At 59.3% G+C, this 24,042-nt stretch carries 28 protein-coding genes and 3 pseudogenes; 19 read left to right on the top strand and 12 right to left on the bottom strand.

What is annotated here, in order from left to right; genetic code table 11:
* Positions 1–73: 73 nt before the first annotated feature.
* On the top strand, positions 74–589 hold the full coding sequence (locus tag P1L41_RS18090) for an LUD domain-containing protein (protein WP_276298557.1): 516 nt from the start codon (positions 74–76) through the stop codon (positions 587–589).
* Positions 582–2,771, top strand: coding sequence for an LUD domain-containing protein (locus P1L41_RS18085; protein ID WP_276298556.1), 2,190 nt, complete (start codon positions 582–584; stop codon positions 2,769–2,771). The genes P1L41_RS18090 and P1L41_RS18085 overlap by 8 nt, the downstream gene beginning before the upstream one ends.
* A 150-nt stretch (positions 2,772–2,921) precedes the next feature.
* On the opposite strand, the gene P1L41_RS18080 is transcribed toward P1L41_RS18085, so the two are convergent.
* On the bottom strand, positions 2,922–3,881 hold the full coding sequence (locus P1L41_RS18080) for an LLM class flavin-dependent oxidoreductase (RefSeq protein ID WP_276298555.1): 960 nt from the start codon (positions 3,879–3,881) through the stop codon (positions 2,922–2,924).
* 234 nt (positions 3,882–4,115) lie between these two features.
* Between P1L41_RS18080 and P1L41_RS18075 the strand changes: the two genes are divergently transcribed.
* Positions 4,116–5,324: a CBS domain-containing protein gene (locus tag P1L41_RS18075; protein ID WP_276298554.1), complete on the top strand. Its 1,209-nt coding sequence runs from the start codon at positions 4,116–4,118 to the stop codon at positions 5,322–5,324.
* A gap of 28 nt (positions 5,325–5,352) precedes the next feature.
* Here the strand turns inward: P1L41_RS18075 and P1L41_RS18070 are convergent, their stop codons facing one another.
* Complete coding sequence (locus P1L41_RS18070) at positions 5,353–5,640, bottom strand: amphi-Trp domain-containing protein (protein ID WP_276298553.1); 288 nt, start codon at positions 5,638–5,640, stop codon at positions 5,353–5,355.
* A 310-nt stretch (positions 5,641–5,950) separates the two neighbouring features.
* Positions 5,951–6,124, bottom strand: coding sequence for a HalOD1 output domain-containing protein (locus P1L41_RS18065; protein ID WP_276298552.1), 174 nt, complete (start codon positions 6,122–6,124; stop codon positions 5,951–5,953).
* On the opposite strand from P1L41_RS18065, the pseudogene P1L41_RS18060 reads away from it, so the two are divergent.
* The 3 genes and pseudogenes from P1L41_RS18060 to P1L41_RS18050 form a co-directional block, all read left to right on the top strand.
* Positions 6,065–6,742: pseudogene (locus P1L41_RS18060) on the top strand (ATP-binding protein); the annotation flags it as partial. The gene P1L41_RS18065 and the pseudogene P1L41_RS18060 overlap by 60 nt on opposite strands.
* On the top strand, positions 6,739–7,623 hold the full coding sequence (locus P1L41_RS18055; RefSeq protein ID WP_276298551.1) for a bifunctional DNA primase/polymerase: 885 nt from the start codon (positions 6,739–6,741) through the stop codon (positions 7,621–7,623). The pseudogene P1L41_RS18060 and the gene P1L41_RS18055, both read left to right, overlap by 4 nt.
* Positions 7,620–9,130: pseudogene (locus tag P1L41_RS18050) on the top strand (primase-associated protein). Before P1L41_RS18055 ends, P1L41_RS18050 begins: the two are co-directional and overlap by 4 nt.
* 102 nt (positions 9,131–9,232) lie before the next feature.
* On the opposite strand, the gene P1L41_RS18045 reads toward P1L41_RS18050, so the two are convergent.
* The 8 genes and pseudogenes from P1L41_RS18045 to P1L41_RS18010 all read right to left on the bottom strand — a co-directional run bounded on the left by P1L41_RS18045 (position 9,233) and on the right by P1L41_RS18010 (position 13,549).
* Positions 9,233–9,826: a cupredoxin domain-containing protein gene (locus tag P1L41_RS18045; protein WP_276298550.1), complete on the bottom strand. Its 594-nt coding sequence runs from the start codon at positions 9,824–9,826 to the stop codon at positions 9,233–9,235.
* Positions 9,827–9,833: 7 nt separating this feature from the next.
* Positions 9,834–10,202 carry an SHOCT domain-containing protein gene (locus tag P1L41_RS18040; RefSeq protein WP_276298549.1) on the bottom strand — a complete coding sequence of 123 codons (369 nt, stop codon included), beginning with the start codon at positions 10,200–10,202 and terminating at the stop codon, positions 9,834–9,836.
* 286 nt (positions 10,203–10,488) lie between these two features.
* Positions 10,489–10,710 (bottom strand): hypothetical protein, encoded by a 222-nt coding sequence (locus P1L41_RS18035; protein ID WP_276298548.1) that lies wholly within the window; start codon positions 10,708–10,710, stop codon positions 10,489–10,491.
* Between the two features lie 424 nt (positions 10,711–11,134).
* Complete coding sequence (locus P1L41_RS18030) at positions 11,135–11,890, bottom strand: plastocyanin/azurin family copper-binding protein (RefSeq protein ID WP_276298547.1); 756 nt, start codon at positions 11,888–11,890, stop codon at positions 11,135–11,137.
* Positions 11,891–11,909: 19 nt separating this feature from the next.
* Positions 11,910–12,218, bottom strand: coding sequence for a thioredoxin family protein (locus P1L41_RS18025; RefSeq protein WP_276298546.1), 309 nt, complete (start codon positions 12,216–12,218; stop codon positions 11,910–11,912).
* A 124-nt stretch (positions 12,219–12,342) separates the two neighbouring features.
* Positions 12,343–12,696 (bottom strand): annotated as a pseudogene (locus tag P1L41_RS18020) (SHOCT domain-containing protein).
* 5 nt (positions 12,697–12,701) lie between these two features.
* Entirely contained in the window at positions 12,702–13,118 is a 417-nt protein-coding gene (locus tag P1L41_RS18015) for a DUF302 domain-containing protein (RefSeq protein WP_092893753.1), read from the bottom strand.
* 95 nt (positions 13,119–13,213) lie between these two features.
* On the bottom strand, positions 13,214–13,549 hold the full coding sequence (locus tag P1L41_RS18010; protein ID WP_276298545.1) for an SHOCT domain-containing protein: 336 nt from the start codon (positions 13,547–13,549) through the stop codon (positions 13,214–13,216).
* A gap of 73 nt (positions 13,550–13,622) precedes the next feature.
* Here P1L41_RS18010 and P1L41_RS18005 point away from each other — a divergent pair, with 73 nt between their 5' ends.
* Both P1L41_RS18005 and P1L41_RS18000 read left to right on the top strand, forming a co-directional pair.
* Positions 13,623–13,820, top strand: coding sequence for a heavy-metal-associated domain-containing protein (locus P1L41_RS18005; protein ID WP_276298544.1), 198 nt, complete (start codon positions 13,623–13,625; stop codon positions 13,818–13,820).
* 86 nt (positions 13,821–13,906) lie between these two features.
* A complete protein-coding gene (locus P1L41_RS18000; protein ID WP_276298543.1) occupies positions 13,907–16,165 on the top strand; it encodes a copper-translocating P-type ATPase in 2,259 nt (752 codons plus the stop codon).
* 125 nt (positions 16,166–16,290) lie between these two features.
* Here P1L41_RS18000 and P1L41_RS17995 read toward each other — a convergent pair whose 3' ends face one another.
* Entirely contained in the window at positions 16,291–17,025 is a 735-nt protein-coding gene (locus tag P1L41_RS17995; RefSeq protein ID WP_276298542.1) for a helix-turn-helix domain-containing protein, read from the bottom strand.
* Between the two features lie 88 nt (positions 17,026–17,113).
* Here P1L41_RS17995 and P1L41_RS17990 point away from each other — a divergent pair, with 88 nt between their 5' ends.
* The 11 genes from P1L41_RS17990 (at position 17,114) to P1L41_RS17940 (ending at position 23,926) form a co-directional block, all read left to right on the top strand.
* Positions 17,114–18,226 (top strand): MBL fold metallo-hydrolase, encoded by a 1,113-nt coding sequence (locus P1L41_RS17990; RefSeq protein WP_276298541.1) that lies wholly within the window; start codon positions 17,114–17,116, stop codon positions 18,224–18,226.
* Positions 18,227–18,229: 3 nt separating this feature from the next.
* Complete coding sequence (locus tag P1L41_RS17985) at positions 18,230–19,522, top strand: MFS transporter (protein WP_276298540.1); 1,293 nt, start codon at positions 18,230–18,232, stop codon at positions 19,520–19,522.
* Positions 19,523–20,135: 613 nt separating this feature from the next.
* Positions 20,136–20,576: a DUF8030 family protein gene (locus P1L41_RS17980; RefSeq protein ID WP_276298539.1), complete on the top strand. Its 441-nt coding sequence runs from the start codon at positions 20,136–20,138 to the stop codon at positions 20,574–20,576.
* A 158-nt stretch (positions 20,577–20,734) separates the two neighbouring features.
* A complete protein-coding gene (locus tag P1L41_RS17975) occupies positions 20,735–21,262 on the top strand; it encodes a DUF7342 family protein (RefSeq protein ID WP_276298538.1) in 528 nt (175 codons plus the stop codon).
* Positions 21,263–21,324: 62 nt separating this feature from the next.
* Positions 21,325–21,723: a type II toxin-antitoxin system death-on-curing family toxin gene (locus P1L41_RS17970; protein WP_224338412.1), complete on the top strand. Its 399-nt coding sequence runs from the start codon at positions 21,325–21,327 to the stop codon at positions 21,721–21,723.
* Positions 21,724–21,756: 33 nt separating this feature from the next.
* Positions 21,757–21,927 carry a hypothetical protein gene (locus P1L41_RS17965; protein WP_004060587.1) on the top strand — a complete coding sequence of 57 codons (171 nt, stop codon included), beginning with the start codon at positions 21,757–21,759 and terminating at the stop codon, positions 21,925–21,927.
* A 216-nt stretch (positions 21,928–22,143) separates the two neighbouring features.
* On the top strand, positions 22,144–22,353 hold the full coding sequence (locus P1L41_RS17960) for a DUF8069 family protein (RefSeq protein ID WP_276298537.1): 210 nt from the start codon (positions 22,144–22,146) through the stop codon (positions 22,351–22,353).
* A complete protein-coding gene (locus P1L41_RS17955) occupies positions 22,353–22,679 on the top strand; it encodes a DUF7558 family protein (protein ID WP_276298536.1) in 327 nt (108 codons plus the stop codon). The genes P1L41_RS17960 and P1L41_RS17955 overlap by 1 nt, the downstream gene beginning before the upstream one ends.
* A gap of 71 nt (positions 22,680–22,750) precedes the next feature.
* Positions 22,751–23,053 (top strand): hypothetical protein, encoded by a 303-nt coding sequence (locus tag P1L41_RS17950; protein WP_276298535.1) that lies wholly within the window; start codon positions 22,751–22,753, stop codon positions 23,051–23,053.
* The gene (locus P1L41_RS17945; RefSeq protein ID WP_276298534.1) at positions 23,054–23,590 is read left to right on the top strand and encodes a PIN domain-containing protein; all 537 of its coding nucleotides are present in this window, start codon (positions 23,054–23,056) and stop codon (positions 23,588–23,590) included.
* 6 nt (positions 23,591–23,596) lie between these two features.
* On the top strand, positions 23,597–23,926 hold the full coding sequence (locus tag P1L41_RS17940; protein WP_276298533.1) for a DUF8158 family protein: 330 nt from the start codon (positions 23,597–23,599) through the stop codon (positions 23,924–23,926).
* Positions 23,927–24,042: the final 116 nt, after the last annotated feature.

Genomic DNA, 24,042 nt, shown 5'->3' with positions numbered 1-24,042 from the left:
TCGGGGGCCATCGGAGTCATACGTGCATAGGCGACCAGCAAACTACATCATACTAGGTTCGTAATCCTATGATATGTCCGCATCTTCGCTCGACACATTTGTCTCTGCGCTCGACACGCAGGACGTTCCCTGCGAACGGACGACGCGCTCGTCTTTCGTCGAGACGCTCGAGACACACATCCGAGGACCAACCGTCGGCGTCCCACTCGGAGACCTTGGCGTCGAACTGAGTGAGACCGACGTGACGGTCGACCCGACCCCTGCACAGTTGAAAGCCGCTCATACCGGGGTCACTCCGGCCTCGTTCGCCATCGCGGATTACGGGTCGGTGGTAATCCCCGACAGCTCGGATGGGGCAGAGCTGGTGAGTCTCTTCGTCAATCGTCATGTCGTCGTCGTCGAGGCGGAGGATATCGTCCCCGAGATGGAGGCCGCATTCGCGCGGTTCGGTGAGCAGTTCCGCACACACTTGGACAGTGGAATCATCGCGACTGGCCCGAGTGCGACGGCAGATATGGGAGACCTCGTTTTCGGGGCCCATGGGCCCAAAGAAGTCCACGTCATCATCCTGGAGCCCACCGATGAGTGACGCAGAAGAGCTGCGGCATCTGATGGCGACGGAAGGTGACGCGATAAGCCTGAACACGAAAGGGTTCAATCGGGGCCGATACGACTCAGTCAGTCGCCTCGACGACTACGACGAGCTGAAAGACAAAGCCCGCGCAATAAAGGAGGACGCTATCGAGCGGCTCCCCGAACTGATCGATCAGCTCGAGGAGACCATCGCCGAAAACGGTGGCACCCTGTACATCGCCGACGACGAGGACGACGCCAACGAGTACATCCGCGAGGTCGTCGCCGACCGTGAGGCAGAGCGTGTCGTCAAAAGCAAGTCGATGACCAGTGAGGAGATCGAGGTCAACGAGGCACTCGAAGCCGACGGGGTCGAGGTGGTCGAGACTGACCTCGGCGAGTGGGTCCTCCAGGTCGCCGACGAAGCACCGTCACACATCGTCGCCCCGGCGATCCACAAATCCAGAGATGCCATCGCGGAACTGTTCAACGAACGCTTCGACCTCGACGAGCCACTGGAGACCGCCGAGGAACTCACTCAGTTTGCACGCGAGCAGTTAGGCGAGCTGATCGAAGACGCCCAGGTCGGGATGACCGGTGCGAACTTCGTGACAGCCGATACGGGGACGATGGCCCTGGTCACGAGCGAGGGCAATGCCAGGAAGACCGTCGCCGCAACGGACACGCAGATCGCCGTCGCCGGCGTCGAGAAGGTAGTCCCGACTGTCGAGGATATGCAACCGTTCGTCGAACTGATCGGCCGTTCGGGCACTGGCCAGGATATCACCGCCTATCTCTCGCTGCTCACGCCACCTGTTGGGACGCCGAACGTCGACTTCGGCGACGACGAGACGCCACTCTCGGAACTGGACGCTGACCGGGACTTCCATCTCGTCTTGATCGACAACGGTCGGATGGCGATGCGTGAGGACGACGACCTCCGAGAGACGCTCTACTGTATCCGATGTTCGGCGTGTTCCAACTCCTGTGCCAACTTCCAGCAGGTCGGAGGCCACGCCTTCGGCGGGGAGACGTACTCCGGTGGCATCGCCACTGGTTGGGAGGCGGGCATCGAGGGACTCGACACCGCCGCCGAGTTCAACGACCTCTGTACCGGTTGCTCACGCTGTGTCGACGCCTGTCCGGTCAAGATAGACATCCCGTGGATCAACACGGTGGTCCGGGACCGGATCAACGGCGAGAAAGAGGGGCAGTTCGACTTCCTCGTCGACGGATTGACGCCTGACGAGGAGGACACGTCGCCGTCGCTCCAGAAACGCTTCTTCGGGAACTTCGAGACGGTCGCGAAAGTCGGGTCGGCGCTCGCTCCCGCATCGAACTGGCTCGCGAACACGACCGTCTCGCGCCAGGCCATGCAGCGCGTGCTGGGGGTCGACGCCCGCCGCGAACTGCCGAAATTCACCCGTGAGACGCTCGTCGAGTGGTTCGCCGACCGCGAAACAGCGGTCAGGAACCCAGACCGTCGGGCTGTCCTCTATCCCGACCTCTACACGAACCACGTCCAGGTCGAGCGCGGGAAAGCCGCCGTGCGGGTCTTGGAGGCGTTGAATATCGACGTCGTCGTTCCGAAAGTCGCCTCCAGTGGCCGTGCACCGCTCTCACAGGGGATGGTCTCGACGGCACGAGACCACGCCGAGCGCGTGTCCGCCGCACTGCTGCCCCACATCGAAGACGGCCGGGACGTGGTCGTCATCGAACCCAGCGACCTCGCCATGTTCCATCGTGAATACAAGCGCCTCCTCGACCAGTCGACCCACGAAAGCCTCGCCGGCAACAGTTACGAGGTCATGGAGTACGTGTACGGGCTTCTCGAGAACGGTGCGTCAGTGGACATACTCACGCCAGCAATGGGCGAACGCGTGGCGTACCACAGCCACTGCCAGCAGCGCACCCTCGGGCTCGAAGGTCACACGACCGCAGTTCTCGAGCGATGTGGCTACGACGTACTGACGTCGGACGTGGAATGTTGCGGCATGGCCGGCAGCTTCGGGTACAAGAGCGATTACTACGACGTGAGCGTTGCTGTCGGGAATGACCTCAGGGACCAGTTCACCGACGCGGATGCCAGCGACCGGACGGTCGTTGCCAGCGGGACGTCGTGTCTCGAGCAGCTCGACGACCTGTTGGAACGACCGACTCGGCATCCGATCCAGCTACTGGCAGGCGACCGACGATAGCAGTCGTTGCTACGGTCGATTGTGCGGATCGAAAATCAGGGCGGTTCTGAACAACGGATACGTGGTCCGATACTGATTGGTCTCTTCACTGAGAGTATTTGACACACTACGAAGCCCCAAGTCGGACGGTCAGTGACCAGTCTGTGGAACTCAGGAAATCGACGGTAGCACAGTATCGGCGAGTCGCTCGATCGTTTCGGGGTCGTTGCGCTCTGCCCGTACCATCACCATCTCAGCCCCCAGATTATCGAACTGCTCGAGTCCTTCGAGTACATCCTCGGGCGTGCCGACGAGTCCTCGGTGTTCGTCACGCGGTGGCGGGTCCGCAGCGGCAGTCTCACCTCGGAGTCGCTCGTAGGCACTGTGAGCTGCGTCGGTCGAATCACGGATTACTGCGGTCTGCAAGACAGTCTTCTCGATTGCGTCGAAATCCGTCCCGAAGGTCCCGCAGTACGCTTCGAGCAGCCCGAGTTTCCGCTCGAAGGTCTCGGGGCTCACGCCCGGGACGTTCCAACGGTCGGCCAGATGTGCGACTGCCTTCAACAGCAGGTCCTCGCCACCGCCACCGACCAACACGTCGGGACCGTCAGCCTGCACGGGCTTGGGCTCGAGATACAGGTCTTCCACGCTGTGATTGGGTGTCTCGTAGGTCAGAGGCGACGCTTCACGCCACATCGCCCGAATGAGTTCCACGGTGTCTCTGAGGTCGTGGACTCGGCGCTCTGGCTCCGGGTAGTCGAATCCGTACGCCTGGTACTCCTCTTCGAACCAGCCGGCACCGATCCCGAAGACCGCCCGCCCATTGCTGGCGTGGTCCAATGTCGTCAGTTGACGGCCGAGCATGGCAGGGTTCCGGTAGTGCGGGCTGGTAACCAGCGCGCCCACTTCCATTCGGTCGGTCTCCCTGGCAATGGCCGGCAGGGTAGTGTACGCGTCGAAGAAGGGTTCGTCGCGCTGGCCGACGAAGGGCAACTGCCAGAGATGGTCCATCGTCGAGAACCAATCGAAGCCGGCTTCTTCGAGCCGCCGTGCGAGTGCAATCGCCGCGTCGAACGGCGACGCTTCGCTCTCCGGGAAGTGAAACGACGCACAGTGATAGCCCAAGCGCATATCGAGACTACAGGTGGGTGATACATAATGGCCACCCTGGGTTTCAGAAGCTGCTGTCACTCATGGGACGCTATCTCGGGAATCCCGATGTAGTAGTTGAGACTGATGGTCTCAATGCATACGGCCGACACAGTATACTATCTCCCACAAACATCACTTCGCGCCTCCCTCCCTCTACGATCAGGGATGGGACAGGCATAAACGGCTAGCGTCCCTGACACTAGAGAGTTATCCATGGATATCACCGAGATACTCTCGTCGAAGTTCACCGAGTTCGATATCGGAACCCCCCTCTCGAAAGTCGCGGGGGCATTCGAGAATCAGGAACTCGATGCCGTCGTCGTAACGGACGGCGACGAATACCGCGGCATCGTCAGTCGTCGACAACTAGCCTCCTCGACCAACCAGCCGTCTGCGAAGGTCGGCTCACAGGTACAGCACGTTCCGACTGTCGAGCGCACCGAAGACGTCCGTGAGGTCGCGCGGCTCATGATCGGGAGCGACGCCAAGACGCTCCCCGTCCTCGACGACGACCGTGTCGTCGGTGTCGTGACCGGCGATGCGGTACTCGAGGCGGTCCGGCCGTTTCTCGACGCGGCGACCGTCGACGACGCTTACACGGCGAAATTGGTCAGCGCGACCCCTGAAACCACGATCGGGAAAGCACTCAATCTGCTTCGAGAAGCTGGCATCGCCCATCTCCCAGTCGTCGACGGGAACGAGGTCGCGGGAATGGTGAGCCTGTACGACGTCATCGAGTTCACGACGCGGGGCGGCAGCAAGAGCCAGGGTGGGTCGTCGAGCGGCTTCGGTGGCCGCAGTGGCGGGGGGCAGAACCGTGGCGGATTCGGCGCGCGCGAGGGCGATGCCGATCGGATGCTCGACCTGCCGGTCCGGAACCTGATGTCCGACGCAGTCGCGACAGTCGAGCGGAGCGCACCGCTCGACGAGGTCGTCGAGACCATGTTCGAGCAGGAGATATCCTCGCTCGTCGTCACGGCCGACGACAATGACGAGCCAGTCGGTATCATCACGAAAACGGACGTCATCGAGGCGCTCACCTGGGAGCGTGACGACCGGAACGCAGTGCAGGTGTTTGGGCTCGATCTGCTGGAGGGGATGACCTACGACGACGTCTCGGCGTTGATAGAGAGCATGGCCTCGAAGTACGGCGAGATGAGCGTGATCAAGGCCAGCATCGAACTCCAGGAGCACAAGGAACAATCGCGGGGCGTGCCGCTAGTGTTGGCACGGATCCGGCTGGTCACCGACCGCGGCTACTTTACTGCCGATGGAGAGGGGTACGGTGCCTCCCATGCCCTCCGTCTCGCAGCGAACGCCGTCGAACGCCAGCTGCTCAAGGGGAAGACCTACGGCCAGTCGAAGAAGCAGGCGGACACAGACGAGCAGGCAAGACTGTACGGCTGGTGGCTCGGTGGGTGAACCACCCGTCGGTGAACGTTAGGAGTGACTACTCGATTTCTAACTGGCCACTTCCGCTGCTCTCCTCACCGTCGTTCTCGTCCCATTCGAGTTCGAACTCGACACTTAACTCAGTCATATTGCCGGCCGGGCCTTCGCGTTCGGCTTTGACCTCGAAGGTCGGTCGGGCAGGAGGATTCAGGCTCACAGACTCGGAGCCTGCTTTCAGGGTGAGAGCGTTTCCGCTGTCCAGACTGTCCGCGACTTTCCGGAGGTACGATGCAATCTCTTCTCGACTCTGCTCGCTCTCGGATTTGAACAGGACTTCTTCAGGCATACAGAATACATTACACACCCGATACCGAAAAACCGCCCGCCGTATTGAGTCGATGGGTGTTTTCAGTGTCGGTCACCGTGGCCTGGTCAACTCTCACTCTCCGTACCACCCACTGCGTGTTGCTGAAATCAGTTAATTACACACCCGAATGCTATTCAGCGTCGCGTTTGAACGCTAATGCAGATCCCGATGGGAGACAATCGCTGTATCGGTATCTTGGGCAAAGAGAACAAGCCGGTGTTCAGCGACGTATCCGAGCGACTTCGGAACGCAGGCTGTCAGGTTCGATTCTTCCATCCTCAATCCACCGTCACACCAGATCATGTCGCCGACCACAATTATTATAAACGAACGAGAGGCGTCCGCCCGTCCGAGGTGTGCCATCGTACCGCGGGTCGAACAACGAATCTAACGCAGTCGGATCGACGACATCCGCTTCCTGACCTGCATCCTTGACGTGATGAATGGTGATGCACCGGATCATGGACTCTTGGATTCAATGAGTGCGTTCAAGAACGATTTTGACGACCTGGACGTGCAACGGCTCGTCGATCAAGACCTGCTGGAGGAAGGACGAGCGTGCGGTCGGAAGTACTACACCGTACTCCCGGCAGGGCGAGAACTGCTCGGCCAGAAACTCAAAGTCGGCCCTGGTCAAGGAGATGTCGGGGAGAAGACGCCGCACAAGGTCGGTGTGAAGCTGCTCGAACTGTGGCTAGACTCCCACGAAGACGTCGCACAGGTCGAATCCTACTATGAGTACAATGAGGAGACGGTGTTCGATGTTGCCGGTTTCGATGCTGACGGGGAACTCGTGTGGGTCGGTGAAGCTGAACTCGCGAGTAACAACAAACACGCGCCGGTTGACGACTACGACAAGCAAAGTGCGGTGGATGCGAACGCTGTCTGGGCGTTCAACAGACGCGAGACAGCCGTCGAGGTGCTGGACTGTCTCTCTGAGGCGGATCGAATTGAGAGCAGTGTGAGCGGGCGTGCAGCCCGGTCGTTTTCGGACATTCGAGAGGCCGTTGAATCGTTCGACGCAGCAGGGCTGACGACGATTCGGAGCTTCAACAAACTCGATCAGGAATGGAACACATGACGTGGCGTCACGCAACTCGCGAGGAGATCTACAGGTACTACGCCGAGGAGTTCCCCTCATACCGTGACGAACTCCCGTCGTTCATCACAGCGACGGGACCGAAACAGTACGCACTCGCGTTTCGGGAACCCCACCCAGTACGGAAAGACGGAGTCCCAGACAAGGACTTCATTCGCCGAGATACGTGGCAGACGAACACCTCCGGTGAGCGGACCACGGCAGCGTTTCAGGAGTTCGACGACGTCCTCGAGTTCATCCGGCATCCAGCACGGAATGATCCACTCGGTCGGAGTAACTTCGCGCTCGCAGATCCAGACCTGCTTGACAAACCAGACCCGTGTCCTGATGCAGTCTACTACGCGCTGGATCACTGGGAGCGGCCCTGGGTCCTCCTTGTCGACATCGATGCGAAAGATATCGCCAGGAACCGAGCAGCGGATACGGCCTCGGAGGACGTCGACGATCAGGACGACAATGCGCTCCTCAACGCCGCAGGAATCCTCGACGCCGCTCCCGAGGGGTATCCGTATGCCTTTGAGGATATCGAACGGGCCATCGAGTACGGCTTCGAGGTGCGAGATATCTTCGAGGACGACTTCAACGCCGAGGAGACGATGGTGGTGTACAGCGGCCAGGGCGTCCACGTCTACCTCCTCGATACGGACCCTGCCCATCGGTACGACGCCAAGAGTCGGGAAGTGCTGAACGACCTTCTGCAAGACACCTACGAGATCCCCATCGACCCAGTGGTTACCGCCGACCGTCGCCGGGTCGCCCGACTCCCCTACTCGTTGCACGCTGACGTCTGTAGCATCGTCACTCCGATCGAGAGCTCGAACTTCGATGTTCGGTCTGCGACACCGGAGGTGCTCAAGGAATGACTCAATCGACGCCTGTCGAGGACGAGCGTCCGCCTATCGCGTTGCGACGCTCCCGCTCGAATACGGCACGACCCGCATCAATCAGCTGTTCACGCGGGGCTACAATCGATACATCGTCGACGGCGAAGACCAACCCGAAGATTTGCTGAATGACCTCGAGCGGTTCGGGACAGCGGCGTTCAAAGAAGACATCAGGACAAACGCTGCGGAGGAACCGTTCGTCGACGAACCGGGAACACTCGCCGTCCTAGCGACATTGAGCGCGATCTGCGTCAAGGCACACCCGAAGTTCGAGCACGCCCCACCGCGAAAGGTGCAGGTCCTCTACGATATTCGCGAGCTCTATGTCAACAATCTCGCGTCCCTCCTTCGAGAATTCGGTGACGGGGGTCTTCAACAGGATATCGCAGAAGTGCTATACGCGAAAGGCCCCGGAGAGGATGGTCCGCACCCTGGTCGCGTTTGTACAGGGATCACGGAGATGCCCGAGTTTGGTGAGGGATTGTATCTCGAAATCCCGATGGCTGCGGCGTCGAGGGACTGTCTCGTTCACGCCGACCCCGAGCCAGGAGAGACCGGAGAACTGCTCACTCGCATCAAGGACAACTGCCTCTACGTACCGGTCGGTGATTTCGACACGAAGTATCGTGAGTACGCTAGACGTGCGTTCAAGAAGCTCCTGCGAGTACAGGAGGAGAATCTCTCAGAAGACCAGCTGACGTGGCTGAGCACGAATGAGTCGGCCATCACAGAGCGCATCGACCGCTTCATCGAGACGGGACACCACGAACGAATCTGGCGAGATTGGAACCCCGGTGAGCGGACCATCCGTGTGCTCCGGGACGTGATTCGAGACGTTCCAGATGAGGTCGTCTCACTGGGGGAGTTCCACTCGGCGAAGGAGCTGTTTGAAGCAGTGGAGGCGTACGACCCGGAAGCGGGCTGGAAGCAAGATGTGTGTAATCGTATCTCGAGTCCTCGCAGTCTTGGGAATCTCCTTGCATCTCAACGCGACCATCGGAATCTTACTATCCGACAGCACGGAAATACGAACCACTATCGGATTCAGGAGTCTTCGCGTGGCGTCCAGCCTCTTGATGTTGAGTCGATTGAAGATCTGTTCGAACTGCCCTGTATGGCGAACATGGCCGAACGCCTCTATGAAAAGAAGCCAGTCCGAAAGGATCTGTACAGCTTTGCTCGGATGGTGATGTGGCTGCCCCAGTACCAGGAAAGTGACCTCGAGACGATTGTTGCGGATCTCAAGGAGATCTTCTCACGATGGCCGTGGTACGACGAACAGGTCACCGACTACCAGATTCGCTACGAGTTCTCGAACACGATCGGGGGCGACACCCCGCTTCCGATGAACTGCGACAACGACGATATGAAGCGGTACTGCATCGGGCAGGAGCAGTGTCCATACTCAATCTGGGGAAGTCTCCCCTTCCCAGATGATATGTACGACCAACTGGATGGGGCTAAAACTACTAGCGGGGAGTTCTAATTTGATTGATTTCAGCGAACTCAATTCTTCATATCTTGAGAGACAAAGTCCTCGTGTGCGATACGGTGGTGTAATTCACGAGGTTGAGTCGCGAGGAGGGTGTCAAGTGATGATAATCTCTCCGTCGATTTCCATGTAGGGGTGCCCATAGCCGCAGTAGGTCAAACAGCTCAGTGTGTAGTCGCCCCGTCGCGTCGCACCTAACTGTCGAACGACGGGTCTGGTGGCGTTCTGGGGGAGCGCGACCGGGTGCATCATCATCATTCCACCACCCATGTGAACCTGTCCTGACGGCCTGATCGCGAGGCTGTGGTCGGGATACTGCTCGTTCGCTTCCTCTAGCAGTTCGTGGAAGCCGCCGCTAGATGGAGATGGGATGCGCTCCTCATTTCGTTCTTCGAGTGCCTCGTGGTCGGGGAGTGCCTCGCGGATCGACGATGGAAGGGATTGTATGGCTTGACTCGAGAGCGTGTTGAACGAAACGACGCGAAGAACATCGTTCCGTTGCAGGCTGACACGCTCCTGTTCCTCGCCGGATTCGTCGACGATGACGAAGCCCCAGTGGTAGGCTCCGACGTAGATCGTCTTGTCGACGCCATCGCCACTGCCAGGGAGATTTCCGACGCAGCCAGAGAGACCTGCGATGCCAGCTCCAAGCGCGGTCAGGAACTTCCGCCGCTGTACTGTTGGAGACATGATCGTGCTATTGCCACTCCTCGCGGCTGAGTTTCGCGCGGCGTTCCTCAAACTCCTCGTCGGAGAGATCACCGCGAGCGTACGCCACTCGGAGTTCCTCGAGTGCCCTGTCGCCGGTCAGCGATGACCCGACACCGCCGACGAGGCCGCGATAGAGGAGATAACCGATACCGACGAGGACGACGAGCCAGACGAGCATCATCCCGATACCCCACAGCGGCGAGAGACCGCCAGCCATCCCGCCGCCCCACCACCAGCCCATCATGCCCATCATCGGCATCGCGAACACCATCATCAACAGCGGGAACAGGACGATTACCGCCAGGACTATCAGGACGATGCGGAGCAAGCCGTCGGACGTGCGCTCTGTGGACATAGTGAACCACTAGGGAAGTTCGTCGACTGCGTCCATAAAGTTGGTCAGCCGCCAGTACTGCTCCAGTAATGTCTCCTGACTTGGTGGACAGCCGATACGTTGCTTCGTGTCGAGCGTGTCATACAATAGTTCTCAACCGGAACATTTCGCGTGGTCTAGTCTGAATTGAAACTGAATTGCGGTGTTTCTCTGAATCTGGGGTGAGATGAAGCTATTAGAATCACTGCATAGAGGGTGTGAGACGTATTCTATGACACGCTGTCGTGTCTTCAACATATGATTCCACTCAGCAGCAGTCGTTTTCGTCGGGTGACCACTCGCACGCGTTGCCCGTCGTCAGGTCGTTTTCGTCCACATAGGTCGAGAGACAGGCATAGTTACAGAAGTCCATTGATGAGCCACAATCGTCGTTACAGTCACGTACACAGATCGGGTCGTGGTCGAAGATACGTGACCCGCAGTATGCACAGGTCTCGTCGGCGTCGGGGAGTTCGACGGTCATAGACATACCTGGGCTACGGGCACGGGTCAAAAACGTATTTCGCCAGTCGACCATTCATATACTTCGACTCCGGGCTGTCCGCGGTGTAGGCGTGAGACGGAGCTACTAGAACTCTATCGCTCCGATCATCGGCTCGCCGACACACTTCGGGCAGACATCGGTGTCGTATTCCTCCATACAGTGCCGGTGACAGGAGATCCCGCAGTGCTCGGAGACGAACACTTCGTCGTCGCTGGTACACTGTGACTCACAGATGTAGCAGCGGACCATGGTTCGTAGAACGTACGGTGGCTATCGAGATAAATCGCTGTGCCCATGCATCTCTGCTATTGACACCTGATTTCGGCACGGATCGTCCCACATGGAGATTGGAGACTGGCTTGTGCTCGACGAGCGTCGGAACTTCCACACGCGCAGACCCAGACAGGCTTCAGTTCTCTTGATTCTGCACCAATCGCTCACGGCGTCGTTGGAACTCCGCTTCGTCGATCTCGCCTCGTGCGTATCGGCGTTGGAGGGTTTCCATCGCGGAATCATCGCTCTCGGGAGGTTCACCATCTCGACCCAGTGCCCAGTAGAGTAGTCCGGCAACCAGCCCCAGCATTCCGAGTACCCCGCCGACGAACGGCAGCCCGCTGAACCAGCCATCGTTTCGGCCGTTCATCATCCCTGGGCCAGACCCCATCCCTGGACCCATCATTCCGCCACCAGAGTTCCCGCCACCACCGGTGCTGGACCCATACGCTATTGCACCCTGTTCGACGATCGCGTCGCTCTCGGGCACGTTGCCGTCCGGGATCGGACTTTCTTCGGCTGGACCGCCAGGGTTGCCGACAACGATGCGACCGACCATTCCGATTGACTTGTGTGGGATACAGTAGTAGTCGTACGTGCCTGGCTCTTCGAACGTGTACTCGAAGGATCCCGACGAGATGGTCCCGCTGTCGAATGCGCTGGCGTCGGCCGGAATCCGGTTCTCGTAAGCGGTCGCCGAGTGGGCCCCGGCCGCTAGCTCGAAGCGAACGGTCGTGCCGGGTTCGACGTGGAGCCCGATCGGGTCGAAGTAGTTGTTCCCCATCTCGACGACGGGCGTTTCCTGTGCAGCAACTGGCCGGGTGAGTCCCGCACTTGCGACTGTGCCGGCACCGAGTGCTCCTAGGAACTGGCGTCTACTGTAGTCTGTCATTGTTGTTGTTTGACTGCTGTTAACTGCGGATGATGCTAGCGAGCCGTTGCGTGAGTCCGATCGATTGCTGGTCTGCACGTTCGATAGCCGCCTCCAGTTCGTCCCGGTCAACGATGCCGATGAACTCGTCAGTCCGCTCCCCGTTCGCATACACGAGCGTCGTTGGCGTCTTTCGGACGCCGTACTCCTCGGCCGTCTCCAGATCAGTCTGGTTGTCGACCTCGCGAAATTCGACATCCGGATACGCATCTTCGATGCCGTCGTTTTTCTCTCGTTGCGTTGCGCACGCCCCGCACGTCTCCTGTGTGAACAGGATTACTTCCGTCATAGTAGCTAGTATGGTCTTGTGACTTTAGCACATTTCTGTTCACATCCGAAAGCTGTGAGGGTCACAGATTTCAGAATCCAAGGGAAGCGGACGTGGGTAACGCGGGAGTTGGTGGTCGAGACGATTACTCCGACCGTTCGAGTCTCTCGTGGCGGGCTTCGAACTCTTCGTCAGTGAGGTCACCACGAGCGTATGCCGTGCGGAGTTCCTCCATCGCGGGATTTCGAGACGTCTGCGCTTCGTTCATGCGCCGGAAGACGAGGTAGCCACCGCCGAGGAGGATGAGGAGGAAGATCAGCGGGACGAGCATCCCGATGAACGGCTACCACCCACCAGTACCGCCATACTGACGCATCATCCCGCCGTACCCCATCATCCCGCCGAATCCCATTCCCATTGTGAGCAACGGGAGCAAGATGATCGCTCCCAGGATCAGGAGCACGATAGTCGTGGTGTCGAGCTGGTTCGATGAAGACATCGAGATCAGGCCTCCGACTTGGAGCCTAGTTCGTCGGTGACGGCCGAGAGAACACGCTCGAAACGCTCGTTGACCTCTGTCGCGATTGAATCGAGCGCGTCGTTGTCTGCGATGCCAACTAATTGCTGCGGATCGACGGCACTCACCATGACCTCGCCGTCGTCGGTTTCGTAGACGATGACGTTACACGGGAGGAGTGCGCCGAGTTCAATTTCTTCGGTCAGTCCCTCGTATGCCAGTGGGGGATTGCATGCACCGAGAATGCGGTACTGACGGAACTCTTCGCCGAGTTTTTCCTTGAGCGTCGCTTGGATGTCGATGTCACAGAGGACTCCGAATCCTTCGTCTTCCAGCGCAGCAATCGTCGTGTCGACGACATCGTCGAACTCGCCGGTGACTGAAGTCTGTATTGTGTATTCCATGGAATATCATATCCCGTCCACGGGGTTAACGGTTGGGTGCCGCAACGGCGGGCGTTGGGAGTGAGATGTATCGGCTGGAACAGTAACGGATCCGGTCATCCGGTACGTTCGAGCTGTTTTCGCCGTCGATCGAATTCATCGTCTGAGAGCTCACCACGGGCGTAGCGCTCACGGAGAACCGACAGCGACTGCGCATCGTTCTCGTCGGAACTTCGGTTGAGGAGCGCATAGCCGATGTAGATAGGCAAACCGATGATGAGGGCCATCCAGAGGAGTCCCCAGAGCCCCATCGCTCCGCCGAAGAGACCCCAGCCGCCGCCCATCATGCCGCCGCCGTAGCTCCCACCACCATGGGCAGCAGCCGTTCGAGTCGCCGCGACAAACAGCGACGAATGACTAAAACATCTAGGCAGGACACGCTTAGTTTCCAAGTTTTGGGGTGCCCACGACCCACTAGTTCAAAGGGAAAATCCGCATAAGACAGGGGAGCGTATGTATTCGTGTATGTTAACTACCATCACCGTCGAGGGAATGACCTGCGGCCACTGTGAGCAGACAGTAGAAGAAGCGCTACGAGACGTAAGCGGCGTGACCGACGCGACTGCCGATCGAGAGGCCGAACAGGCGAGCGTCGATGGTGACGCTGACACCACAGCACTCGTTCAAGCCGTCGAAGACGCTGGATACACGGCACACGCTTGAAGCACTGTCGTCACACGTCACACCTGACTCCCTGTCCCCTACATCCATCACTATCCGGCGCGTACTCTCAGAGACACCGATGAGCTATGGACGACCACAAACATTCAGACGACGGCGATCACACCCATCACGATCACTCCGACCACGGCGCGAGTGACGAACCGAATGAGATAGCCGACGACCGGGAGGTCGACCGGGTCGAACAGGGAATACTCGAGGAGGAAGGGGAAGACGCCGAAAAAGTCGAAGAGGAGATCCACGAACGAACCGAGCACGAGATGGGGAACGGAGCGGACGGTCACGGAGACGGTCACGACGGCCACGGCGGAATGCACGAGGGGCACGAGCAGATGTTCCGTCGGCGTTTCTTCGTCTCGATGCTTCTCTCAATCCCGGTCCTTCTGTACAGCGAAACCCTTCAGGGGTGGCTTGGATTTACGGTGCCGGCGTTCCCGGGCAGCGAGTGGATCAACCCCGTCTTCGCGGTAATCGTCTTCGCCTATGGTGGCGTCCCGTTCCTCCGGATGGCCGCTCCGGAACTAGAGGATCGCTCGCCCGGGATGATGACGCTCATCTCGATGGCGATCACCGTCGCGTTCATCTACAGCCTCGCGAGCGTCGTCTTCCCCACGCAGTCGGCGTTCTTCTGGGAGTTGGTGACGCTGATCGACATCATGCTATTGGGCCACTGGATCGAGATGCGCTCCGTACGCCGAGCTTCGAGCGCCCTCGACGAGCTGGCGAAGCTCATGCCCGACACGGCAGAGCGGATCACTGAAAGTGGGGATACCGAGGAGGTGCCGGTGAGCGAGCTGTCGGAGGGTGACCTTGTCCTTGTGCGCCCCGGCGCAAGTGTCCCGTCCGACGGCGTCGTTGAGGACGGTGACTCCGACGTGAACGAGTCGATGATCACCGGCGAGTCTAGACCCGTCTCGAAAGAACCTGGCGACGAGGTCATCGGCGGCACGGTCAACGGCGACGGAAGTCTCCGCGTTCGGATCGGCGCCACGGGCGACGAGACGACGCTGGCAGGCATCATGCGCCTGGTTGAAGAGGCCCAGGAGAGTAAGTCGAAGACGCAGGTCCTCGCCGATCGCGCCGCGGGCTGGCTGTTCTACGTCGCCGTTGCGGCGGCAGTCGTGACCGCGATTGCGTGGACGGTCGCGATCTCGTTCGATGCGACGGTAATCGAGCGTGTCGTGACCGTTCTGGTCATCGCGTGCCCACACGCACTCGGGCTCGCTATCCCGCTCGTCGTCGCGATCAGCACGTCGCTTGCAGCCCGGAATGGTATGCTCGTCCGAGACCGGATTGCCATGGAGGAAGCCCGGAACCTCGACGCAATCATCTTCGACAAGACCGGGACACTCACCGAAGGCGAACACGGCGTGGTCGGGATGGAGACCACCGACGGCGTCGACGAGGACGACGCCCTGGCGCTGGCCGCCGCCGTCGAAAGCGACTCGGAACACATGATTGCGCGGGCGATCCGGCATGCGGCCGACGAGCGGGGGATCGACGCGCCCGATGCTGATGACTTCGAGGCGATGAAAGGGCGGGGCGTCCGGGCGATGGTCGACGATGACGAGATATACGTCGGCGGCCCGAACCTCCTGAATCACCTCGACAGTGACGTTCCGGGTACGCTCCAGACCTTTGCCAAAGAGGCCGGTGAGAACGCACAGACGGTCGTGTACTTGGTTCGTGAGGGTGAACTGATCGCCGCGTTCGCGATGGCGGACGTGATCCGCGAGGAGAGTTACCGGGTCGTCGACGCGCTCCACGAACTCGGCATCGAAGTGGCGATGCTGACTGGCGATTCCCAAGACGTGGCCGACTCGGTGGCCGATGAGCTGGGCATCGACACGGTGTTCGCTGAGGTGCTGCCCGAGGATAAGGACGAGAAGGTTCAGGAACTCCAGGACCAGGGCAAACTCGTCGCGATGGTCGGCGACGGCGTCAACGACGCGCCGGCGCTGACGCGGGCGGACGTCGGTATCGCCATCGGTAGCGGGACGGACGTCGCCGTCCAGTCCGCAGACGTCATCCTCGTCCAGAACAACCCGATGGACGTGGTCCGCCTCGTGAAACTGAGCAAGGCGAGTTACCGGAAGATGCAGGAGAACATCGTTTGGGCCGCTGGCTACAACGTCTTCGCCATCCCGCTGGCAGCCGGCGTCCTTGCACCGATTGGGATTCTGCTGTCACCTGCAGTGGGCGCACTCCTGATGTCGCTAAGTACCGTCATCGTCGCGATCAACGCGCAATTGCTCCGGCGCGTCGATCTGTCGTTCCCAAACCTCCCAGAAGTATCACCACCTACTGACGCTCAAACTGCAGACTGAGATGTCCCCTTCTGCTCACGTCAGGAAGGGTTCTTTTTCGCGGACACCGATTTCTGGGCGCAAGATACCTTTTTAAGGACTCACAATCAGCTAACCGGAGCACCGTCCATCGTGAAGAGGGGCAGTTAGTCGGCTGCCTGCTCAGCTTGGCGAGTCTTTTCGACCTCTAATGGGTCTGCTGTCGATGTCGCTGTAACCAGTCGCAGGAACTGTCCCGCGTTCGTGAGAAGTTTGTTCTCCGCTTTCCGGAGGTGTTCTTCGTACGTCGAGCGAGCGACGGCCGTCTGGTCGGCCAGGTCACGGAGTGACGTCTTCCGGGGCTGTTCGTAGTAGCCACTCTCCAACGCCAACCGAAGTGCCGCCATCTGTCGTTCGGTCACGTCTTCGAACAACTGGTCGACCGGGGCCAGCATACTGTGTGGGATTCGTTGTTCAGTGATCGCCGTCTTCGAGAGAATTTCGATATCGCGGTCAGCTTCCAACTCGGGAAGGAGAGTTCTAATATCACTCTCATCGAAGGCAATCACGGAGTAGTGCTCCCAGCCCTGACGATGAATCGTCGGTGGCTGGTACAGGCAATTGTGTGTCTCGAACCGTTCGATGATAGAATCCTCTAGTGAGCAGAGGCACGATTGTGTGACGACGTGGAGGCCAGTATCGTCGATTGACTCGTGAAGAATTGTTCCTAAGCGGTCGATCTCATCGAGGAGATCGTCAGTCGGAGTCCCCGGCGCTGTGATTTCGATTACCTGGCAGTCGTCCAGATACCACTCACGAATCGTGAGATCCGGATACCGCTCGGATATCTCTCGATACGGACACTCGTGTTTAACCCGGAACGAGGCCTCGTAGAGACTCATAGAGACACATTCGTCTGTACATAATTAACAGTGCCGGTCATGTCCGGCAGTGCCTATATTCTACTACTACTCATACCGAATACCACTGATGTCGGATATTTCCCCCGAGGAACTCGGTGAACGACTGCAGGACAGCGAAAACAACCTGCTCGTAGTCGATATTCGCCACCAAGGAGAGTTCGATGACTGGCACGTTCCGGGTAGCGTCAACGTCGACGTCTACGACGAACTGGCTGGCGACCCTGACGAAGCCAAGGCCGCTCTTTCGGACCTCCCAGAAGCGAAAGAGATCGTTACGGTCTGTGGTGCAGGACTCGCCGCGGAGACGGCAACGGAAGTCCTCCAAGAGATGAACTATAACGCGGAAACGCTCGAAGACGGAATGAACGGATGGAGTCGCGTTCACCGCCATGCGTCGGTCTCTGTCGACCTCGATGGAACGCTCGTCCAGATCGCACGACCAGGGAAAGGCTGTCTCTCACACGTGCTTATTTCGGACGGTAAAGCCGCCGTCTTCGACCCGTCGCACTACCTCGAGGAATACGAGGGAATTCTCGACGAGTACGACGCCAAACTCGTCGGTGTCTTCGACACGCACGCCCACGCCGACCACGTTTCCGGCGCTGCAGAACTGGCCGATCGTCACGGCGTTCCCTACTACCTCCACCCGAAGGACGCACTTGCCATCGGTGCAACGCCCATTGAGGATGGACGGACTGTAGCGGTCGGCAGCCTCGATATCGAGGTCATCCACACGCCGGGACACAGCGAAGGAAGCGTCTCGTTCGATATCGAGGGGTCGGCACTGATTACGGGCGACACGCTCTTCCACGAGAGCGTAGGCCGCGTCGAACTTGGCGTCGAAGCCGGAATTGAAGATTCCAACGTTGAGCAGAACGCCGCGACGCTCTACGAGAGCCTCCAGCGACTTCAGGACCGAGCGGATGACGCGCTCGTGCTGCCGGCACACGACCCAGGTTCGCCGGAACCGCCAGTGACCGCAACGCTGAGCGAGGTCCGAGAGCGGAACGAGGACCTCGGCCGCGACCGCGAGGAGTTCATCCAGGAACTCGCGTCAGATATCCCGGATCATCCGCCGAACTTCGAGCGTGTCAAGCGAACGAACGTGGGGCAAGAATCAGTTCCCGCCGACGAACTGGCCGAGCTTGAACTGGGTCCCAACAACTGTGCAGCGGAGTGATCGATGAGTACAGAAACTGAACTCAAACAGGGTATCCGCGAGCACCTCGGGCAGTTCTCACTCCACGTTCTCCTGGTGTTCGCCACCGGGCTGACGATTGGTTCCGAACGCGCCGTCGTGCCCGTGTTTGGTCGTGACGTCCTCGGCGTCGAGTCGCTGTTCGTCATCGGGTCCTTCGTCATCTCGTTCGGCTTCGTCAAGGCGCTGTTAAACCTCTACGCCGGCAAGTGGGGTAGTGAATACGGCCGCAAGCCTGTGCTCATCCTCGGCTGGGTGACCGCGCTCCCACTCCCTATCATCCTCATCTTCGCGCCGAGCTGGGGCTGGATCACCGTCGGGAACATCCTGCTGGGCATCAACCAGGCGTTGACCTGGAGTATGGCCATCAACGCGAAGATCGACATCGCGGGGCCCGAGAAGCGAGGGCTGGCCGTCGGCATTGACGAGGCCTTCGGGTACAGCGGTGTCGCCGTCGGTGCATGGGTCACGGGCGTCATCGCCGCCCAGACGAGTCTCCGGCCTGAGCCGTTCTACTTCCTCGCCGTCGTCGTCGTGCTGGCGTTCCTCATCTCGGTCTTCCTGATCAAGGAGACGGTCCAACTCGCGGAAGCCGAAATCGATGATGAAGACCACCATGACGCGAACCTCCCGTTCAAAGAAGTACTGAAGCGGGCGACCTACGGGGATAAGACGCTGTTCGCTGCGGCACAGGCGGGTCACATCGAGAAGTTCGTCGATACGCTGTTCTGGCTCGCCGTCCCGCTGTATCTCACGAGCCAAGGGCTCGGCATCGCAGCAGTTGGGTTCATCGTCGGTGTCCACAGCGCGATGTACTTCCTCCAGATCGCAACTGGTGGGCTCGCCGATCGTATCGGTCGCCGTCCGCCAGTCGTTGCGGGAATGTTCCTCACCGGCGCAGGCGTCCTCGGGATGGTCCTCGTCGAAGGGTACCTCCCGTGGGCCGTGCTCTCCGGCGTGTCCGGGCTCGGGATGGCGTTGCTCTACCCGAACCTGATGACTGTCCCTGGCGACGCCGCCCACCCGACGTGGCGAGCGACCGGAATGGGCGTCTACCGAATGTGGCGCGACTCGGGGTATGGCGTCGGCGCAATCCTCATCGGCCTCTCTATGGAGTTCGTGAACGCCGAAGCCGCGTTCTACATGACCGCCGCCCTGATGTTCGTCTCTGGGGCGATCGTGTACGTGTGGATGGAAGAGACCCACCCCGAGTTTGGAACCCACGAACCACCTGCTCCTGCAACGGAGCAACCAGCCCGGTCGGTGGCACAAGACTAACTCGATAAAACAGCTGTTTCACCTTCAGGATATATTATCCCGTAAGGAGATAACTTCTCCAAGATCCTGCCGTTGACAGACCAACAGTCATATTTCCTATGATTCTATTCGAGAGGAAAAACGAGATTGTTAGAAAGGGCGTCATGCACTTTTCAGACCCTGTACTGCACGATTTGCGTAGAGAAGGCGAGTCATCAGCAGTTTCAGAATATGTGCCGCTATATGACGTCAACTGGTATTGACTAAAACCATTCTCAAATTTCCCCTCTAGTCCTCGATTTCGACGGTTTCATCCACTCGTCAAGCACAATTCCCGGTGATTGTCTCCGCTGCATCTCGTCGAGGACATCAATAGCTCCTTAGAACAGCCCGACGGAGCTATCGCCAAATCTAAGCAGGTTTCATTTCTCCCTGTACCTCCAGAATCATCCAAAGGAAGGCTAGGGTACACCGGTGCAAATGCCGCTGGCTCTCTCCGGCCGAGGGGCCATCAAACGACGAGCGTCTGTAGCAAATGTATCAGAAGTCACTCATTAGATGGGAATGCGATTCGTGGTGGAGTTTCTCACCCCCAAGAGGGGTGAGGGGTGCAGTGAGCGCCCACTGAACTACTATGTCTTCAGAACACGAGCGACAGCAATCGCGGCTACGTGGCGAACAGATAGGACAATCAAACGAAGCGCCGTGGGCAGATCTCGAACTGACGATTCCCAACGATCGAAGTCAACTCTCCATCGTCTCCTTCGTCGAGTGTGTCCTCGTGGAACTCACCCACGAAGAGGTCGGTGCGGAGTACGTCTCTGCGAACGTGTGGGGAGCAAAGCGAACCCAGTTCATCGCCATCGACGACAACGGCGAGATATTTCGGAAACGGCACTACGATGAACGACTTGGGTGGCACGAGTCGACGGTCAGTCGGCGGGCTGTTCGTGAGGATCTCATCACCCGGCTCACTCGGTCGTCGTCCCAGGCAACTGATCGCAGTCACGACGTGCCAGTCAACAACCCAGATACGTTCAGCGTAAAACCGGCTCGAAAGCTCCAGATGCGCTGACCGAACGTGAGTTAACCAACAACTCGCTGAGCCCGGGCAGACTGTTGGTTAAGGCGGTGCTCCTTTCGAAGCCAACCAGGCGGCACCCAGTACGCCTCACTTGTCGAGGAACTCTTCCTCGAAGTAAGAACGATATTCGTAGCCCCGTAAGAACACGTATGCCCGACACAGCGTCCACGGACGGTCCCCCTCCTTTCGACGACCCATTTAGCGAGGACGACGTCGAACAACGCATCTACGGCACCATCCTGCAGACCCGGGAGCCGACGACGGCAAGCGCGATCGCCGAACGAGCAGAGTGTGACCCGAAGACTACCCGGAAATACCTCAGCTGGTTCGGAGAACTCGGCATCGTCATACGCCATGACGGTCATCCGGCCACCTACAAGCGGAACAACGCGTACTTCGAGTGGCGACGCATCAACCGACTCGCCACAAACCACTCCGTCAAGGACCTCCAGCAGCACGTTGAGAAGTTGACCACGCACATCGACGGCTATGAAGAGGTGTACGACGCCAAGACGCCAGCGGCCGTCCACGCCGTCGAGGTTGCCGAAACAAGCGAGAAGCGGACAATTGACAACGTGTACAGTGATCTCGCTGATTGGGCGACTGCCCACGAGGAGCGAACACGCTACGAACGTGCTCGCCTACAACGCGCCAGTACCGACCGCCAAGAGATATAACATACAGCGAGCGACGCTGCAAGGAAGAAACGACTATTGGCTAGCGTGAGAGAGTCGCAAATGTGACTGACGACGTCGCGTATCCTTCGGTCGAGCTCATTCTCGATCTCCACGAGCAGATCGTTGAGGAGGGCGACGCCACAGAACCCGGAATTCGGTCGGAGGATGCAATCGAATCTGCAGTGCAGTACGTCTCTGAAGGCTACTTTGGGGAGGTTCCACAGACACTGCATGAAAAAGCGGTACATCTGATGCGTCTTCTCGTTGCAGATCATCCCTTTGTCGACGGAAACAAGCGGACTGCACTCCGAACGGTGGTTGTCTTCTACATGCTGAACGGACACACGTTTGATTACGGCGACGAAATTCGGGCCCTACTGCATCGCTTTGCGACCGATGAAGCCGCCGTCGACACTGAGACCGCAGTGATCTACTTCCGAGCGTGTGCTCGTCGCAACTGATAAAGGGACACAATGAGTAACTTCGATACAGAGATGGCGTCCAGCACCGATTCCTCGGCGACGGTCGACGAAGAAGTCCGCCGACTGTACGAGCGGTATCAGGCGGCCGAGAGCGACGCTGAACGCCACCAGATCGCCCTCGAGATGGGGGAACTTGACGGACGCCGCCACGCGGAGATCTACGCCGCGCTCGAAGACGAGTGAGTCAACAGGCTCTCAGCGGCTCCGTAGCTATTGACGACCGCTTTGCTATCCAGTGACGACGCATCGTGGTTAACCGACCATCACGACGTGCTGACGCTTGGAATCGAAGACCGGATCACGGCCCTCTGGAGCGAGTAAGGGCCGCGGTCTCGCGTGGAGTGTTTATCCGCGCCAGAAGGCGTGCAGCGCGCGACAACGTGCGCAGCGTGATTCACCATGGATGATCCCGATCCACATGACGACACGAGTGCCGACTATGAACAGTTCGAGACTGAGCTCCTCGACGCGGACGTCGTCACACCCGTTCCCGAGGACCGCGTTCTCGTTCACGAACCGAGTGGTACTGCGTTCGACTCACCGACGCAGCTAGCCGTCTTCCACCGTGGCTGGACGACCGCCTGCGATGCCGACGAGGAGGCCGAGTAATGCAGCAGACGCTCACGGGGTGTGCATTCTGCGACACTCCGCCCGGCGCCGAGGCTGGCGAGGCGCATACATGGGGTCAGGATGATCGGGTTACTCACCCCATCTGCGTCGACTGTGCGATCCAGTCGGGGCCTGATCCCGACGAGCGCGATCACCACGCCTGCGACGGGTGTGGGCTCGTCGTTGACACGCCTGCAGCGCTGACGCGGTTCCGCGTGGAACTGGGGCATCTCGAAGGCCCGTTGCAACTGTGCGAGCACTGTAGTCCAGGGGGGCTCGCAACGTACTGGACACGTGACCTCAAGGAGCATCTCGTGGCCGAGTGACGGTCGGCCGAGTGAGGCTCACATCGTACACACGAAAACGGCTAAGTGCGTTGGCTCACATCGTACACATCATGAGCACCGATAAGAAGCGCGTGCAGTTTCGGGCCCCCAATCGGCTCATCGACCGCGCCGACGCACTGGCCGCAGTCCTCGGGGAAGACCGAACAGATGTCCTCGTGACCGCGCTTCGGGAGTACCTCCAAGACGCCGCTCACGACGACGCACTCACCCAAGAGATCGCCGCCGCCTATTACGACGACGAGATCACCTTCAATCAACTCAAAGCACTCGTCGGCGCCGAGGAGGCGGCAAACCTCCGAGTGTTGAAACAGCAGTTGGACGAGGACTTCATCGACGAGGTCGCCGACGCATAGATGTCGCGGCTTATCGCAGACGCCTCCGCCCTCGTGAGTCTCGGGATCGTTACTGACGACGACCCCGATCCACTCGCACTCTGTCTCTCCCGGTACGAGGTCGTCGTCCCAACAGCGGTCATCGATGAACTCCAAGAGATCGCCTCCTACGATGACGTCCATGGACACGCCGCGTCCGCCGTACTCGACCAAGCAGAGTCATTCACGACACAGTCGGTCGACCTCGATGCCGAGTTCCCCCTCGATGACGGTGAGAACGCGGCGGTCACGCTCGCGAACGATCTCGATGCTGCGCTCTTCCTCTGTGACGAGTTCAACCAACTTGGCTTGATCCACGCCTCACTCGCTGATACCCGACTCGTCACGACACCGACGCTGCTCTCGGTTCTCGTTCGAACTGAACACCTATCAGCTGCCGATGCGCGGCTGCTCCTCGATGCGATTAGCGACGGCCGTAGCTGGGGCGCGAACAGTTACGTGCAGCGAGCTCGCTCATTGCTCAAGGGCCCTGACACCGTGGAGAATACTTCGAAGTGAACAGGAATGCCCGATAACGACGCTCTCTACGACGTTCGTGAACGAACCAAGAATCCCGAACACGCATCAGTTGACGATGTAGTCGAACTCGTGCTCGAACGCGCACAGGATCCCCGGACGGAGCACCGGGACGCGCATCTCGACGAGATGATGGCTACTGTCGTCGACAGGTACGGGACCGACCCCGTCCAAACCGTTATCCATCGCATCCTCGTCGACCACTACCCCTTTCCGACTGCCACGCACGATCTCGAGATGCGTAACGTAGATGGCATTCGTATCGGGACGGCGGCCGGCCAGGTCCTTACAGAATTGAACGCACAGGACGACGGTTGAGACCGGTGTAAGCGATTCGTGTCTCCAAGATCGACACCGCACTCGCCCGGTTTACGGCCATTCGAGGTCGTCTGCACGACCGATGACTGCCTCCAGACCCGTACATTGGGACGCTA

The sequence above is a fragment of the Haloarcula ordinaria genome, from assembly GCF_029338275.1.
In the GTDB taxonomy this organism is placed as follows: Archaea; Halobacteriota; Halobacteria; order Halobacteriales; family Haloarculaceae; genus Haloarcula; species Haloarcula ordinaria.
The sequence above is the reverse complement of the archived record's forward strand: the minus strand, read 5'-3'. Positions and strand labels throughout refer to the sequence as shown.